This is a genomic window from Kineosporia sp. NBRC 101731, from assembly GCF_030269305.1.
In the GTDB taxonomy this organism is placed as follows: Bacteria; Actinomycetota; Actinomycetes; order Actinomycetales; family Kineosporiaceae; genus Kineosporia.
This window is the reverse complement of sequence record NZ_BSTC01000023.1, coordinates 23,685-39,089: the sequence shown is the minus strand read 5'-3', so window position 1 is coordinate 39,089 and position 15,405 is coordinate 23,685. Positions and strand designations below refer to the sequence as shown.

The window sequence follows — 15,405 nt, the reverse complement described above, 5'->3', positions numbered from 1 at the left end:
AGGCGGCTAGGGCGGCGTGTACATCCTGGTAGACCGGGCCGCCGGGCAGAACTCATCGGTGAATCCGGAGCGTCGGCATGAAGTCGCCGCCCGAAGTCGCCGTACGAGGTGTTCTCAGCCGACCGCCTCCTCCTGCCGCTGCCAGACGGGCGGCTCTCCCGGGCTCAGGGCCGGATCGTTCACCCGATAGGTCTTGATCGGCCCCGGAGGGGTGTGGGGCCCCTCGAAGCGAATCGTCACCCGCCCCAGGCCCGCCCCCTGCACCCATCCCGGCCCCCGCTCGGCATGGACGATGTCTTGCCCAGGACGCCAGTCCGGCACCTCAGAGGTGTCGGGCGGCGCGTCGTCCAGATCGGCGGTCCAGCCAAAACCCCTGGACGAGTGCACTTCCTGAACCTCGACGGGATCGTGGGGCAGCGGGCCGGCCGGAACCGGCCCGCTGGCGGAAACCACCACCGCAACCGGCTCCGCGACTTGACCGGACTCGTCCGCCTCTTCGTATTGATCACCGAAAAGATCTGCCAGCAGGTCGGTCTGGGCGAAGTCGGTGAGACCGGCCACCCCGACGCCGAGCAGGCGCACGCCGTCACTGACATCGACGGCGTCGAGGAGCTGGCGGATGCTGGCCATGATCTTGCTCAGTGAGTCGGTGGGCTGGTCGAGGGTGAACGACCGGGTGATGGTGCTGAAGTCGTAGCTGCGCACCTTGATGGTGATGGTGCGGGCACAGAGACCGTCCTGGGTGATGCGGCCCACCACCCGGCCGGCCATGCGGCGGGCATGGGCCATCAGCTCGCGGCGGTCGGTCAGGTCGGTGGAGAACGTCTCCTCGGCGGAGACGGACTTGGCGTCGCGCTCAGGCTCCAGCTCCCGGTTGTCGATGCCCCGGGCGTGCTGGTGCACGGCACTGCCGTGGGCCTTGCCGAGAATGCCGACGATCTCCTTCTCGGACACGGCGGCCACCTCGCCGATCGTGTGCATGCCGTACTTGTGCAGACGATCCTGGGTGGCCGGGCCGATACCGGGCAGCTTGCGCACGGGCATCGCGGCGAGCAGCTCCCGCTCGGCGCCGGGCGCGACCACGGTCAGGCCGTCGGGCTTGTTCAGGTCGGACCCGATCTTGGCGATGAGCTTGCTCGTGCCGGCCCCGACGGACGCGGTGAGCCCGGTGCTCTCGTGGATGCGACGGCGGATGCCCTCGGCCAGCTCGGTGACGCCGGCGACGTCGATACCGGGCGCGGTGGGCGTCAGATCGACGTAGGCCTCGTCGACCGACACCTGCTCGATGATCGGCGACACCTCGGCCAGATGCGCCATGACCACCCTCGACGCCGCCCGGTAGGCCTGGAAGCGCGGTGTGAGATAGGCGGCATTGGGACAGCGGCGCCGGGCCTCGAAGATCGACATCGCCGAGCCGATCCCGAACGTACGGGCCTCGTACGATGCGGTCGCCACCACTCCCCGGCGACCGGTTCCGCCCACGATGACCGGCTTTCCCCGCAGTGAGGGCTTGTGCAACTGCTCGACGGCCGAGAAGAAGGCGTCAAGATCCAGATGCAGGATCACCGGCCTGGTTCTCATACCCACTGTTGTACCCGGCGCCTACGACATTCTTGACCCGCCCACCCGGATAGAGTTGTGCCCATGTCTGGCTCGGACATTCCGGGCGCCCCCGGCGAGGCGTCCCCCAAGCGGCTCACCATGCTGGTCGGCGTCGACGGCTCGGAGAGTTCGCTGCGCGCCCGCGCCTACGCCGTCGGCCTGGCCCGGCGCTCCCACGCGTACCTGATCATGGTCTACGTGCGGCAGCTCAGCACGATGACGGCATTCGCCCCGGGCACGGGCACCGCCGCGATCGAGGAGGCGGAGGACGAGGTGGCCGCCGAGCTGCGCAAGGAGATGACCATGCTCGCCGACGACCCCGGCCCCCCGCTGGACGCCGAGCTGATCGAGTGCACGGGCAGCCCGTTCCAGGCCCTCCACCAGATCGCCGCCGACCGCCGGGCCGACGCCATCATCGTGGGCGCCTCGAAACAGGCCGGCCATCGTTTCGTCGGATCCCTGGCCGTGCACCTGGTGCGCAACGCGACCTGCCCGGTGACCGTCGTCCCCTGAGACCACTGAGACCCCTGAGACCCCTGAGGCTCCCGCCGGCCTCAGGGGCTGAAACCGGGCGGTATCACCAGGTCGTCGGGTGAGAGCTCCCGCACCGAGCTGCGACCCAGACCGAGCACCGCGGAGTCGATGCCGCCGCGCAGGATGTCCAGCACGTTCTCCACCCCGGTCTGCCCGTTCGCCGCGAGGCCCCACAGATACGCGCGGCCGATCATCACCGCCCTCGCCCCCAGGGCCACGGCCTTGACCACGTCCGACCCGCGCCGGACGCCACCGTCCAGCAGCACCTCCACCTGATCCCCGACCGCCGCAGCGACGGCGGGCAGGCTGCGCACCGGGGCCCGCTCGGTGTCCAGGTTGTTCCCACCGTGGTTGGACACCGAGATCGCCGTGGCGCCGGCATCGAGCGCCCGCCGCGCGTCGTCCACCCGCGTGATCCCCTTGACCATGAACTCCCCGTCCCACTGCGAGCGCAACCAGGCCACGTCGTCCCACGTGGGCGGCGGGGTCTGCTTCCAGACGCCGTAGGCCTCGAAGAACGTGGGGACCGGGGAACCGGGTTCGGCCAGGTTGGGCACCCTCAGGTCGGGCAGCTCCCCGGCGCGCACCCAGTCGAGCAGCCAGCGCGGGCGCCGCAGGACGGCGGGGGCCGAACGGATCGCGGTGGGCAGGTCGACCCGTAGGGGGATGCGGGGTGACCCGGCGTCCCGGCCTTCGGAGAACGACCAGTTCAGGGTGAGGACGAGCCCGGCGGCACCGGCCCGGGCGGCCCGCTCCACGCCGGCCCTCAGGTGGTCGCGGGAGCCGGTCCAGCTGATCTGGAAGAACGTGGCGGGGTTGGCCGCGACCACGTCCTGGAGCGGTTTGCTCGCGAACGACGAGAGCCCCATCGCGACCCCGCGGGCGGCCGCGGCCCGGGCGACCGCGATCTCCCCCTCGGGGTGCACGGCCTGCACACCGGTCGGGGAGATCAGCACCGGCATCGACAGCGGCTGCCCCATCACGGTGACGCCGAGCGAACGGGTCCGGGCCAGGCCGGCGACGTGCGGGGCGAATCCCAGCTCGGCGAAGGCCCGCTGATTGTCCTGGAGGGTGAGCCCGCGCTCGGAACCGGCGAGAAGTGCCTGGTAGACGGGGGTGGGCAGGCGCCGGGCGGCCCTGCGCCGGGCCTCCTCGACGCTCTCGAACCAGGGGTTGCGAGCCCAGGGGTTCAGCACGCCTGAACCCTAACGGCAGAGCCTGCGGGCGACCGGTGAAGGATCACACCCGCTATATTGTCACTACGTGCCAATATGACGTTCCGGGTCCGGCGGGCAGTTCCAGCGGTCGATCACGTGATCAGCGCTTTTCCGTTCCGCCTCTCGAAGAGGAGAGAACACAGATGGCCAACCCGTGGTTCGAGACGGTCGCCGAGGCGCACCGGCGTGCCCAGAAGCGGCTTCCCCGCTCCGTGTACATGGCGCTGGTCGGCGGTTCCGAGCGCGGTCTGACCGTTGACGACAACATGAACGCCTTCGGCGAGCTCGGTTTCGCCCCGCACGTCGCCGGGCTGTCGCAGACCCGCGAGCTGAGCACGTCGGTCATGGGTCAGGACCTGGCCCTGCCGGTGATGATCTCCCCGACCGGGGTGCAGGCCGTGCACCCCGAGGGTGAGGTCGCCGTCGCCCGCGCCGCGGCCGCGCGGGGCATCACGATGGGGCTGAGCTCGTTCGCCAGCCGGTCGATCGAGGACGTGGCCGCGGTCAACGACAAGACGTTCTTCCAGATGTACTGGGTCGGTACCCGGGAGGTCCTGGTGCAGCGCATGGAGCGCGCCCGGGCGGCCGGGGCCAAGGGCCTGATCCTGACCACCGACTGGTCGTTCTCGATGGGCCGGGACTGGGGCTCCCCGGAGATCCCCTCGAAGATCGACCTGAGGACGGCGATCAGGTTCGCCCCCGAGGTGCTGATCCGGCCGAAGTGGCTGTACCAGTTCGGCCGCACCCGGAAGATCCCCGACCTGACCACGCCGAACCTGGCCCCGCCGGACGGCGGCCCGGCGCCGACCTTCTTCGGCGCCTACGGCGAGTGGTACGGCACCCCGCTGCCCACCTGGGACGACATCGCCTGGCTGCGTGAGCAGTGGGGCGGGGAGTTCATGCTCAAGGGCGTCATGCGGGTGGACGACGCCCGGCGCGCCGTGGACGCCGGGGTCACCGCGATCTCGGTCTCCAACCACGGCGGTAACAACCTGGACGCCACCCCGGCGTCGATCCGGGCGCTGCCCGCGATCGCCGAGGCCGTCGGGCACGACATCGAGGTGGTCCTCGACGGCGGCATCCGCCGCGGCTCCGACGTGGTCAAGGCGCTCGCCCTGGGCGCCCGGGCCGTGATGATCGGCCGCGCGTACCTGTGGGGCCTCGCGGCCAACGGCCAGGCCGGTGTCGAGAACGTCATCGACATCCTGCGCGGCGGTATCGACTCCGCTGTGCTGGGTCTCGGTCACTCCTCGATCCACGACCTGACCCCCGACGACCTGATCGTCCCCGCCGGCTTCACCCGCTCCCTCGGGGCCACCCCGGCGCCGAAGGCGGTCGGGCCCGCCTGATCCGCTGCTCGAGGTGCCCCCGGAAGCACAGGTTTCCGGGGGCATTTCACCGCCCGGGAGCGCTGCGTGAGGACCGGTCACGGATCAGTGAGAGAAAACCCGCGGATTTCACACCCCCGGCGGTTTCGGACAAACCCCTGCGACCCCCTAGGCTTTCGCAGGTGCCTGCCATCCCCGAGCCAACCCCGGCCGAGGCGACGCCGCCCGCCTCCCGGCCGTTCCAGGTCGACCTGCGGGGAATCGTCGACCTGCTGAGCCGCAGCATCTACTCCGGCCCACAGGTCTACCTGCGCGAACTGCTGCAGAACGGTGTCGATGCGATCACGGCGCGTGAGGGGATGCCGGGGACGCCTCCGGGAGCCATCCGGATCACCCCGGCCCACACCCCGGGCGGCGAACTGGTCTTCACCGACAACGGAATCGGCCTGACCGCGGCGGAGGTCGGCGAGCTGCTGGCCACGGTCGGGCGCAGCTCCAAGCGCGACGTGCTCGACCTGCCCCGCACCGACCGGCTCGGCCAGTTCGGCATCGGCCTGCTCAGCTGCTTCATGGTGAGCGACGACATCCGGGTGCTGTCCCGCAGCGCCGGCGGCGAGCCGCCGGTCGAGTGGGTCGGCAGCGCCGACGGAACATTTACGGTCAGAGAGCTTTTGGAGTCCGAGGTCGAAGCCGCGGGCGGCCTGGCGGTCGGCACGCAGGTGCGCCTGCGCCCGCGGGCCGGTGACGGCGAGCTGACCTCGCCCACCGGCGTCCTCGATCTGGCTTCCCGTTACGGTGCCTACCTGCCGGTGCCGGTGCGGGTCGACCTGCCCGGCGGCGGTGAGCAGATCGTCAGCGGCGAACCGCTCTTCGCACAGCCCTTCACCCACGCCACCCCCGAGCTGATGGCGCTGGGGCGCGAGCTGATCGGCGCCGACCCCCTCGACGCCATCCCCCTGCACGTGCCCGCCACCGGCACCCGGGGCACCGCGTTCGTCCTCCCGTTCGCCCCCTCCCCCGGCGCCCGCCAGGCCACCCGGGTCTACCTGCGCGGCATGCTGCTGTCGGAACGCACCGACGACCTGCTGCCCGAATGGGCGTTCTTCGCCCGCTGCGTGGTCGACACCTCCGGGCTGCGCCCCACGGCCAGCCGGGAGTCGCTGATCCAGGACGACGCGCTCGAGGAGACCCGGGCCGAACTGGGCGCCGCGCTGCGCCGCTGGGTGGCCACCCTGGCCAACCGCGACCCGGTGCGCCTGAGCACCTTCCTGGGCGTGCACCACCTGGCGCTGCGCTCGCTGGTGCTGCACGACGACGAGCTGGCCGGCTTCATCGTGCCCTGGCTGCCGATCGAGACCAGCAACGGCCAGACCACCTACCGTGAGCTGCTGCGCCGCGGTGCCCCCCTGCGCTTCGCCGAGACGGTGGACGAGTTCCGCCAGATCGCGGCCATCGCCCGGCCGGACGCGCCGGTGATCAACGGCGGCTACGTCTACGACTCCGACATCCTGCGGCGGCTGCCCGAGCTGATCCCCGGCACGGTGGTCGAGACCGTCACGATCACCGACGAGCTGGCCTCGCTCGACGTGCCGCCGCTGGCCGAGCGCCCGTCCGCGCAGCGCCTGCAGGCCCGGGCCGAGGCCGCGCTGAAAGATCTCGACTGCACGGTTCTCGTGCGGTCGTTCGCTCCCGACACCCTCCCCGCACTGCACATCGCCGACGCCGGGGTTCTTCGCCGGCTGCAGCGCCAGCGGGCCAAAGAGGCCGGGAGCGGCATGTGGGCGTCGATCCTGCAACGCATCGACGACGCTCAGGATTCACAAAGATCGCAGCACCAGATAGATGGTGAGGGTGAGAATGTCGGAGCTGCCGGCCAGCTCTGCCTGAACTGGCGTAATCGGCTGGTTCGGGCACTGGCCGAGAGCGATGATGATCTCCTGCTCGCCCGTACCGTACGGGTGGTACATGTGCAGGCCCTGCTGGCTGCACACCGCCCCCTCCGCGCGGTCGAGCGGGCCTCGCTCACCGACGCTCTGACCGACATCGTGCACCTGAGTGCCGGGCTGGGCGCTGATCTCGGCGACATGCCGGATGCCCCCGGGGAGAACTGATCAATGAACACGACGCAGAGCCAGAACCGGACCGACGGGCCGCCCGCCGGTAAGTCCCCCCGGTCCATCGACACCGACGTCCTTCTCGACCGTGTGGAGTGCCTCCTCGTCCTCGAGGAGTTCGGTCTGGCCGGGCAGCTGCTCGACCTGATCGCGACGCGCCGCATGTTGCTGAAGGCCACCTTCACCGACGAGCAGAACGAGCGCCTCGCGGCCGCCCGGGCCCGCCGCGAGAACCCTCCGGAGCTCGACGAGGCCCTCACCCCCGTGGTCGCGGTGCCCGACGACATGGAGCCGCTGAAGGTGGTCCAGGTCGTCGACGATGCGCTGGCCGCCGAGGGCCTGAACCGGGGCCAGGTGGCGGCGCTGCTGCGGGCCAAGGCCTGGATCCTGGCCGGCGCCGGGCGACTGGAAGACATGCTCAACACGGCCGAGGACGCCCTGCGTATCGGTCTGGACCTGGGCGCCCACGGGTTCTGCGTGCAGCTCTCGCGCACCGCCGCGCAGGCCACCCTGGAGTTGCACCGCTACCAGGAGGCCGCCGACCTGTACCGGCTGGCGCTGACCGAGGCCGCCGCCGGTGAGCCGATCGTCATCGTCGAGCCGCCCCGTCAGCCGCACGGTGACCTGCTCGGCCTGATCGACTCGCTGAACCGCGTGGGCCGGGCCCGCGGCCGGGCCGGTGACGTCGAGGGGGCCGAGGAGACCCTCAAGGAGGCGCTGCAGCTGTCCTCCACCCCGCCGGCGTCCGAGCACGCTGCCGTCAGCGCCGCCCGCGCCGCGGTGCTGCACGGGCTGGCCGTGCTGATCAGCGGTGCCTGGCCGGAGCGGCTGGACGAGGCGGTGGAGTGCGCACAGAACTCCGCCGACACGTACTCCAACATCGGCGGCAAGGTCGACGCCGGCCGTTCGCTCACCCTGGGTGCGCGGCTGCTGACCTCCGCCGACCGCCCGGCCGAGGCCGTGCCGCTCCTGGAACGGGCCACCGCGGTACTGTCCGCCGAGCCCGAGCACCTGGTGGGCTGCCTCGACATCCTGGCCGCGACCTACGCCCAGCTGGGCCGCACCGAAGACGCGAAGGCGGCCGAGGAATTGTCGGAGCAGATGCGCGGGTTCAAGGAAGCGGAGAAGCCGAAGAGCGAGTAACACGCACCACGCCAGACCACGCCAGACCACGCCAGACAGGCCAGGCTCTCTTCTTCGACGACGACGACGAACTCACCGGGAGCGGCACGGGCATGGACAGGGGTTTGCCGGAGCAGATCGCGGATCTGCTCTCAGAGATCGACTCCGCCCCGTCCGGCCCCGCCGAGCGGGTCCTGATCGATGCGGCGATCGCGCTGGCCGACGAGTACACGCTGGACGAGCTGGGGTACGCCGCCCGGCTGCGCCTGCTGGCGTCGGCCAACCGCACCGGTGACACCGACGCGCAGCTGTCGGCGTTCGCCTGGTGCGTGGGCCGGCACCAGGCCGACCCGCAGCGGTTCCCGCTGCGGGTCGGCGAGTTCGACCTGCTCTGGTTCCACAAGCACGTGGTCGGGGCCCTGATGGGCAGCCCGCTGTTCTCCCGCGCCGACGTGAACTTCGCGATCGAGGCGATGGAGTCCGCCTACCGTCTGGCGGGCGTGGGGCTCTCCGCGGTCTGGCAGGCCCGGTTCCAGGCCGCGACCGGGCAGGGCCGTCTGGAACGGGCGGGCGAGTTGCTGGCCGACCTGCGGCGCACCCCGCGCGACGCGTACAGCCACTGCGAGGCCTGTTCCCGGGCCGAGGAGGCCGAGTTCCGCTACGCGTGCGGCCACGACGAGGCCGGGCTGCGGCTGGCCGACGAGATCCTCACCCGCGACCTGGTCTGCGCCAGCGAACCGGCCAACACCCTGGCGAACGCGTTGCTGCCGATGCTGCGCGCCGGGCGCCTGAACGACGCCCGCCGGGCTCACCTGCGCGGCTACCGGGAAGCCCGTTCCAACCCGGACAACCTCCGGATGATCGCCCAGCACCTGCGGTTCTGTGCCGTCACCGGTAACGAGGCCCGCGGCCTGGAGATCCTCGAGCAGCACCTGCGCTGGCTGACCCACGACGGCCTGAACGCACGGGGCCACCTGGACGTGCTCTCGGCGGCCGGGGTCCTGCTGGCCGCCGCCGTACGGGCCGGCGCCGGCGACCAGATCGTGCGCACCGCGTCGGCCATCGGCCTCACCCGCATTCTCGGCGAACGCGAAACCGGCTGGACCGTGCGCGATCTCACGGTCACCGTGCGGGATCGGGCAGGGCGGCTGGCGGCGCAGTTCGACGCCCGCAACGGCAACGACTTCCAGACCCGGATGCTCGCGCGCGACCTGGACCTGCTGAACAGCTACTACGACGTGCCCCTGGCCACCCGGTCCGCCCCCCAGGTCAGCGCGGGGCCCCCGGTGGGCGAGGAGACCGAATTGCGGACGCGCGCGGCTCACCTGAAGTCGGAGGCCGAGCGCCTGGCCTCGGACGAGCCGGTGCTGGCCCTGGCCTGCGCCGCCGAGGCCCTGCAGATCAGCCTCGCCCTCGGTGACCGCGACCAGTCCGTCACCACCGCGCGCCTGGCGGCGCTGACGGCCACCACCCTGGGCGACAACGACGCGGCGGTCGAATACTGCCGCACCGCCGTGCGCGAGGCCGCCGCCGGAGAACTGCCGGGCGAGAGTGCCTTCCGGCTCGAACTGGGAGCCGCCCTGTGCCGCGCCGGCGAGGCGGACGAGGGCACGGTGGAGATCGAGGAGGCCCTGGCGCTGCTGCGGGCCGCCGGGGCCCCGGCCGGTGAGCTGGCCGAGGCCTACTTCCTGCTCGGTCAGGCCCTGGCCGCCCAGTCCGACCCGGCCGACCGGGAAGGGGCCCGCGACAGCTACCGCGACGCGGTCGCCCTCGCCTCCACCGCCGGCGACTGGGCCGCGACCACCCGCTACGGCCTGGCCCTGGGCGAGCTGCTCTTCGCCCGGCGCGACCAGGACTCACTGAACGTGCTGGCCGGCGTGGTGGAATCGGCGCGGCAGACCCGCGGCAACCCCCTCACCCTGGTGCGGGCCGAACACCTGCTGGGCCAGGCCCTGGCCCAGATCGCCGGGGTCGAACAGGCCGAGATGGTCCTGCGCGAGGCCCTGCGCGAGGCATCCGACCCGTTCGCCACCCTCGACCCGGCCGTGGTCCACGAGCACGCCGAGATCCTCGACTCCCTGGCCCGCACGGTCGGCGACGCCGGGCCGGAGCGGGTGGACGAGGCAGTCGGGCTGGCCCGTGAGGCCGCCTCGGCCTTCCTCGCCGTGCAGGCCGCCGGGCAGGCCGGGCGCTCCCTGCTGCTGGCCGCCCACCTGCTCGACGGCGCCGCCCGCCCCGCTCAGGCCCTGCCCCTGCTGCTGGAGGCCGAGCCGCTGCTCGACGACCGGCCGCAAGTGCTGCTGGAGTGCCTGATCAGCCTGGTCTCGGTGTACGACAGGCTCGAACGACCGGCCGCCGCCCGGGCGGCTGCGGCCCGGGTCGGGCGGGTAAGGCAGGATCACTTCGGCGACCTGCAATTCATCGACGACCTCGGCTGATACCGGCCGAGCACCCACCGTCACCTTCACAGTCAAGGAGTTTCCAGGGAAATGGACAGCGTCGAGGACCGCATCGAGACCCTCTTCGAGGAGATCGACGTCACGCCCTTCGGGCCGGCCGAGCGCGCCCTGATCGACGAGGCGATCGCGCTGGCCGACGAACACGGGCTGGACGAGCAGGGCTATACCGCCCGGCTGCGGCTCCTTCCCTCGGCGAGCATGCTCGGCGACACCGACGCGCAGCTGTCGGCGTTCGCCTGGTGCGTGGGCCGCAACGCCGCCGACCCGGAGAAGTTCCCCCTGCAGGTCGGCGGTTTCGACCTGCTCTGGTACCACAAACACGTGGTCAGCTCGCTGATGGGCAGCCCGCTGTTCTCGATCGCCGACGTGGACTCGGCGATCGAGGCCATGCAGCAGCAGTACCTGAAGGAGGGCGTCGGTCTCTCCGGCGTGCTGCAGGCCCGTTTCCAGGCTGCCGTCGGGCAGGGCCGTCTCGACGAGGCCGGCACCTGGCTCGGCGAGCTGAAGCGCACCCCCCGCGACAACTACAGCCACTGCGAGACCTGCGTGCGGGCCGAGGAGGCGGAGTACCACTACGCCATCGGCAAGGACGCGGACGGGCTGGCGCTCGCCGACGAGATCCTCGAGCAGGGCATGACCTGCGGCGACGAGCCGGAGAACACGATCGCCCAGGCCCTGCTGCCGGCGCTGCGCGCGGGCCGGCTGGACGAGGCCCGGCAGATGCATCTGCGCGGCTACCGGATGGCCCGCACCAACGCCGACCACCTCACGATGATCGCCCAGCACCTGCGGTTCTGCGCCGTCACCGGCAACGAGGCCCGCGGCCTGGAGATCCTCGAACGGCACCTGAACTGGCTGGTGCATGACGGGCTGAACGCCCAGGCCCACTTCGACGCGCTGTCCGCGGCCTCGGTCCTGCTCGGTGCGGCGCAGCGCGCGGGGGCCGGCGCCCAGACCGTCGCGGCCGCCTCCGACGCCCAGTTGGTCCCGATCCTCGGGGAGCACGACGGGCCCTGGACCGTGACCGATCTGAAAGACGCGGCCCGTCAGGCGGCCGCCGCCCTCGGCGCGCAGTTCGACGAACGCAACGGCAACGGCTGGTACGAGTCCCGCCTGGCCGCCGACGACGAGCTCGCCGGAACGTCGTACGACCTGCCGATCGGCGCCACCCGGGTCAGCACCGACGCCGCGCCCGCCGCGCTGCCGGACGACCTGGACGGGCGCCTGATCCTGGTCTCCGACCTCCTGTCGATGGACGAGCGCGGCCAGGCCCGCCAGGTGCTGACCGCTGTCGAGTCGCTCGGCGACGCCCCCGGCGGGGAGCCGCTGACAGCCGCCCAGATCGCCGAGATCGCCGGGCTGAAGGCGCGTCTGGAGGCTGCGGGCGAGAGCGACGAGATTCTCGCGAGCATCTTCGAGGTGGCCGGCAACGAAGGTCTGGACGCCGCCCTGGCCCTGACCGAGACCGCGCTCACCGACCCCGACCTGGAGAAGGGCCGCGGTCGCGGCCGGCGCGCGGCGCTGCTGCGCACCAAGGCCCAGCTGCTGGGGGCCGACGACCAGTTCGACGCCGGCCTGGCCGCCGCCGATGCCAGCCTGGCCATCGGCCTGCGCCTGGGTGCCCGCGAATGGGCCTCGACCACCGCGATTCTCGGCGCCCATCTGGCCCAGGACGCGTCCAAGGCCGACCTGGCCATCGAGCGCTGGCGGATCGCGATCCGCGAGGCCGCGCTGGCCGAGCTGCCGCAGGAGCTCAGCGCCCGGCTGGAACTCGGCTCCCTGCTGCAGGCCCTGGGCCGCGCCGAGGAGGGCGTGGAAGAGGCCCGCGAGGTGCTGCGCCGCCAGATCGCGACCGGCGCCCCCGACTCCGAGCGGGCCGAGACCCTGCGCCGCATCGGCCAGGGCTGCGTGGCGATGCAGGAGTACCAGGACGCACTGGAGGCCTACCGCGACGCGGTCGCCCTGGCCTCCCAGGACGAGGACTGGCTGCTGGCCACCCGGGCGGCGCTGGCGCTGGGCGAGCTGATGACCGACGCCGGTGACGAGGACGGCATCGCGGTGATGGCCGGTGCGGTCGAGTCGGCCCGCCACCTCGAGGAGGACGACCCGATGTGGCTCGTGCGGGCCATGCACATGCACGGCCGGTCACTGAGTCTCGCCGACGAGGACGACCGGGCCGCCGAGGTGCTGCGGGAGGCGGTCGAACGCGCCGCCCAGGCCGCCGCCGACGACCACCCGGCCGCCGCGTTCGAGCACGCCGACCTGCTCGACTCCCTGGCCCGGGCGATCGCCGGGGAACACCCGGACGAGGCCGTGCGGGTCGCGAAACAGGCCGCGCAGGAGTTCATCACGATCGAGGAGGAAGTCCCGGGCGGGCGCGCGCTGATGCTGGCCGCCGGGGTCCTGTTCAACCACGACCGCCCCGCCGAGTCCCTGCCCCTGATGGAGCAGGCGATCGAGATCCTGGCCGACCACCCCGACGTCCTCGGCCAGGTGCTCAACGCCGCCGGTGACGTCTACGAGAAGCTCGGCCGCCACCACGAGGCCAAGCAGGTCCGCGACCGGGCCGAAGAGCTCAGCTGACCCCCAGACCGTGTGCGTGAGATCAACAAACCAAGATCTTCGCCGTGATCATGCAAATCCCCCAGCCTTCGGCCGGGAGGTGCCCCCACTCCCCGGAGTTCTAGAACTGTCGCCTTCAGAGTTCTAGAACGCTGGGGAGGTTTTGCATGATCACGAAGGTTTGGGGGTGGGGGTTGAGGTGACCGATCCCAGCAGGCGCCACTTCCAGCTCGGCCGCACCGCGCGCAGGTGGCGGGCCTGGACGCTGCCGGCCCAGACCCCCGCGCCGTAGGCCGCGTCGTCGAGCAGCACGGCGATGCTCCAGCGCACCGGGTCGATACCCTCCGGACGCAGCCTCAGCCATTCGCGGACCGGGGAGGCCAGCACCAGGACCAGCGCCGCGAGCGCGCGGCCCTTGCGGTGACGGCCGGGGAGCGCGAGCAGCAGGGGCAGGAGTGGCAGGGCGAACTGGGACGACCAGCGGCCCATGCCGAAGAACGTCTCGCGCACGCCGATGGCCAAGGGCTTGAGCAGGTCGTCGCTGGTGGTGCCGGCCTGGGTCAGGGCGTGGTGGGCATCGGCGTAGCCGGCCGCGAACGTGGCGGCGGCCAGCAGCGGGCGCCGGGCCAGCAACGCCGTCACGGTCGAGACCGGCGCGGCCACCATCACCAGCGGCGCCACCTTGCCCGGATGCCGTTCCTCGAGCTTCGCCGCCGAGGTGCCGTAGGCGAAGCGCCTGCGCAGCAGTGACTTCCACCCGGCCGGTTCCTCGTGGCCGATCTCCACGGTGGGGTCGTACCGCACCCGCCAGCCGGCCTCGAGCAGCCGCCAGACCAGGTCCACGTCTTCGCCGTACCGCAGATCCTCGTCGAAACCGGTTGGCCCCTCGATCTCCTCGAGCGCGGATCGGCGCAGGATCAAGGCCGCGGTGGGCAGGTAGGACACCCGGCTGAGCGGTGCCACCCGGGCCGGCAGTCCGCCCAGGTCGAGCACCGGCCGGGCCTGCGAGAAGCGCTCGGCGAGGGTGTCGCCCGCATGCCCGCCGGCAACGATCCGGGGAGCCACCCCGGCCAGCAGAGGGTCGTCGAAATGCCCCACCAGGTCGTCGATCCAGCTGGCGGACGGCAGGCAGTCCGAGTCCAGGAAGGCGACCAGCGGGGTGCTCACCGACTCCAGGGCGAGGTTGCGGGCCGGGCCCGGGCCACCGTTGACGGTGCGGACCAGCAGCCGGGCGCCGTGCGTGCGGGCCACCGCGGCGACGGCCTGCGGGTCGAGCGAGGCGTCGTCCACCACGATCACTTCGGCCACCGCCTGCTGCGACGACGCGGCCAGACCGCTCAGGCAGCGGTCGAGCTCGGGGGCCCGGTCGCGGACGGGGACGATCACCGTGACCACGCCCTGCCGCCCCGGACGCCGGCCGTCGTCGTCCGGAAGTCCCTGGCGCACGGGATGCACCACGCCGGCGTCGGCGAAGCGACGCGCCAGGGCCGAGGCCGCGGGACTTCCCACGACGCCCGATCTCAGCTGCGAGAACGCTTCCTGGCCGGCCGGGTTGAGGCGGAACAGCCGGGCCGGCGAACCGCCGAAAACCGTTCCGTCCGGTTTGATCACCACCTCCGGGTCAAGCTCGACCCGGAAACCCACTGGCACTCCCGTCGTCGTCACGGGCCCAACTCTAGGCTCCCAGTTTGCCGTAGGGCGGGTCCCAGGCCAGGACCTGCGTGTGCAATCCGTCGACGAGGCGCTGAATCAGCCGTTCACCCTCCTCGGCAGTCGCCCCCTCCGGGTCACCGAGGACACCGTTGGGGCTGACGGCCCGCACCCCGCCGGCCCGCATCCGGTCGATCAGTTCCCGCACCGGCGTGGTGTTGCCCCGCTCGGCCAGGCGCCGGTGGACCAGGTGCGGCTGCAGAGCCAGCTGCATCGAGGTCTCGGTGCGCCCGGCGTGCGCGTCCCCGTCCACGGTGGCCATCCACAGCAGCACGTCGCGCGACTCGGCCCGCAGCTTCCGCACGGCCTTCACCGCCGGCACCGCGTTGCCGCCGTGCGCGTTGACGAACACCTGGCGCCGGTAGGTCTCCCCCGCCGACCGGCCCAGCTCCAGCAGCATGAACTCCAGCGCGTCCTGGCCGATCGAGATCGTGCCCGCGAACCCGGCGTGCTCACCGCTCGACCCGTAGGCGACGGCCGGCCCGAGCGCGACCTGCGGCATCCGCTCGGCCAGGCGCCGGGCGACGGCGAGCGCCACGTCCCGGTCGGTGCCCAGCGGCAGGTGCGGGCCGTGCTGTTCGGTGGAGCCGATGGGGATGACGACGATGCCGTCCGCAGCCGCGTGCTCGGCGATCTGCGGGCTGGTCATGGCAGCCAGGTCGAAGTACGGCACGGATCCAGACCCTACGCCGCGTCACTTCCCCGACACCCAGCAGGTCCGAGAGCACCCCCAACCCTTCCGTGATCACGAACGGAG

Annotated in this window: 10 protein-coding genes; 6 read left to right on the top strand and 4 right to left on the bottom strand. The window is 72.1% G+C overall.

Annotated features, from left to right (window positions below; translation table 11 throughout):
* Nucleotides 1-114: 114 nt before the first annotated feature.
* On the bottom strand, nucleotides 115-1,581 hold the full coding sequence (locus tag QSK05_RS34455) for a DNA polymerase IV (protein WP_285601609.1): 1,467 nt from the start codon (nucleotides 1,579-1,581) through the stop codon (nucleotides 115-117).
* Nucleotides 1,582-1,644: 63 nt separating this feature from the next.
* Here QSK05_RS34455 and QSK05_RS34450 point away from each other — a divergent pair, with 63 nt between their 5' ends.
* On the top strand, nucleotides 1,645-2,115 hold the full coding sequence (locus QSK05_RS34450; RefSeq protein ID WP_285601608.1) for a universal stress protein: 471 nt from the start codon (nucleotides 1,645-1,647) through the stop codon (nucleotides 2,113-2,115).
* A gap of 41 nt (nucleotides 2,116-2,156) precedes the next feature.
* Here the strand turns inward: QSK05_RS34450 and mftD (QSK05_RS34445) are convergent, their stop codons facing one another.
* Nucleotides 2,157-3,332: a pre-mycofactocin synthase MftD gene (gene mftD, locus QSK05_RS34445; RefSeq protein ID WP_285601607.1), complete on the bottom strand. Its 1,176-nt coding sequence runs from the start codon at nucleotides 3,330-3,332 to the stop codon at nucleotides 2,157-2,159.
* A gap of 164 nt (nucleotides 3,333-3,496) precedes the next feature.
* Here mftD (QSK05_RS34445) and mftD (QSK05_RS34440) point away from each other — a divergent pair, with 164 nt between their 5' ends.
* The 5 genes from mftD (QSK05_RS34440) (at nucleotide 3,497) to QSK05_RS34420 (ending at nucleotide 12,959) form a co-directional block, all read left to right on the top strand.
* Complete coding sequence (gene mftD, locus QSK05_RS34440) at nucleotides 3,497-4,702, top strand: pre-mycofactocin synthase MftD (protein WP_285601606.1); 1,206 nt, start codon at nucleotides 3,497-3,499, stop codon at nucleotides 4,700-4,702.
* Between the two features lie 161 nt (nucleotides 4,703-4,863).
* Nucleotides 4,864-6,792 (top strand): HSP90 family protein, encoded by a 1,929-nt coding sequence (locus QSK05_RS34435; RefSeq protein ID WP_285601604.1) that lies wholly within the window; start codon nucleotides 4,864-4,866, stop codon nucleotides 6,790-6,792.
* A gap of 3 nt (nucleotides 6,793-6,795) precedes the next feature.
* Nucleotides 6,796-7,938, top strand: coding sequence for a tetratricopeptide repeat protein (locus QSK05_RS34430; protein ID WP_285601603.1), 1,143 nt, complete (start codon nucleotides 6,796-6,798; stop codon nucleotides 7,936-7,938).
* Nucleotides 7,939-8,030: 92 nt separating this feature from the next.
* Nucleotides 8,031-10,355: a hypothetical protein gene (locus QSK05_RS34425; protein ID WP_285601602.1), complete on the top strand. Its 2,325-nt coding sequence runs from the start codon at nucleotides 8,031-8,033 to the stop codon at nucleotides 10,353-10,355.
* 51 nt (nucleotides 10,356-10,406) lie between these two features.
* Nucleotides 10,407-12,959, top strand: coding sequence for a tetratricopeptide repeat protein (locus tag QSK05_RS34420; RefSeq protein ID WP_285601601.1), 2,553 nt, complete (start codon nucleotides 10,407-10,409; stop codon nucleotides 12,957-12,959).
* Between the two features lie 150 nt (nucleotides 12,960-13,109).
* On the opposite strand, the gene mftF is transcribed toward QSK05_RS34420, so the two are convergent.
* Both mftF and mftE read right to left on the bottom strand, forming a co-directional pair.
* Complete coding sequence (mftF, locus tag QSK05_RS34415; protein ID WP_285601600.1) at nucleotides 13,110-14,603, bottom strand: mycofactocin biosynthesis glycosyltransferase MftF; 1,494 nt, start codon at nucleotides 14,601-14,603, stop codon at nucleotides 13,110-13,112.
* Between the two features lie 10 nt (nucleotides 14,604-14,613).
* Nucleotides 14,614-15,321, bottom strand: a complete 708-nt coding sequence (gene mftE / locus QSK05_RS34410; protein WP_285601599.1) for a mycofactocin biosynthesis peptidyl-dipeptidase MftE — start codon at nucleotides 15,319-15,321, stop codon at nucleotides 14,614-14,616.
* Between the last annotated feature and the right edge of the window lie 84 nt (nucleotides 15,322-15,405).

Bases quoted from the DNA above. Each gene is read 5' to 3' on its own strand.
- QSK05_RS34430 (WP_285601603.1), top strand. From the start codon at position 6,796: ATGAACACGACGCAGAGCCAGAACCGGACCGACGGGCCGCCCGCCGGT.
- QSK05_RS34425 (WP_285601602.1), top strand. From the start codon at position 8,031: ATGGACAGGGGTTTGCCGGAGCAGATCGCGGATCTGCTCTCAGAGATC.
- QSK05_RS34420 (WP_285601601.1), top strand. From the start codon at position 10,407: ATGGACAGCGTCGAGGACCGCATCGAGACCCTCTTCGAGGAGATCGAC.
- QSK05_RS34450 (WP_285601608.1), top strand. From the start codon at position 1,645: ATGTCTGGCTCGGACATTCCGGGCGCCCCCGGCGAGGCGTCCCCCAAG.
- QSK05_RS34455 (WP_285601609.1), bottom strand. From the start codon at position 1,581: ATGAGAACCAGGCCGGTGATCCTGCATCTGGATCTTGACGCCTTCTTC.
- mftD (WP_285601606.1), top strand. From the start codon at position 3,497: ATGGCCAACCCGTGGTTCGAGACGGTCGCCGAGGCGCACCGGCGTGCC.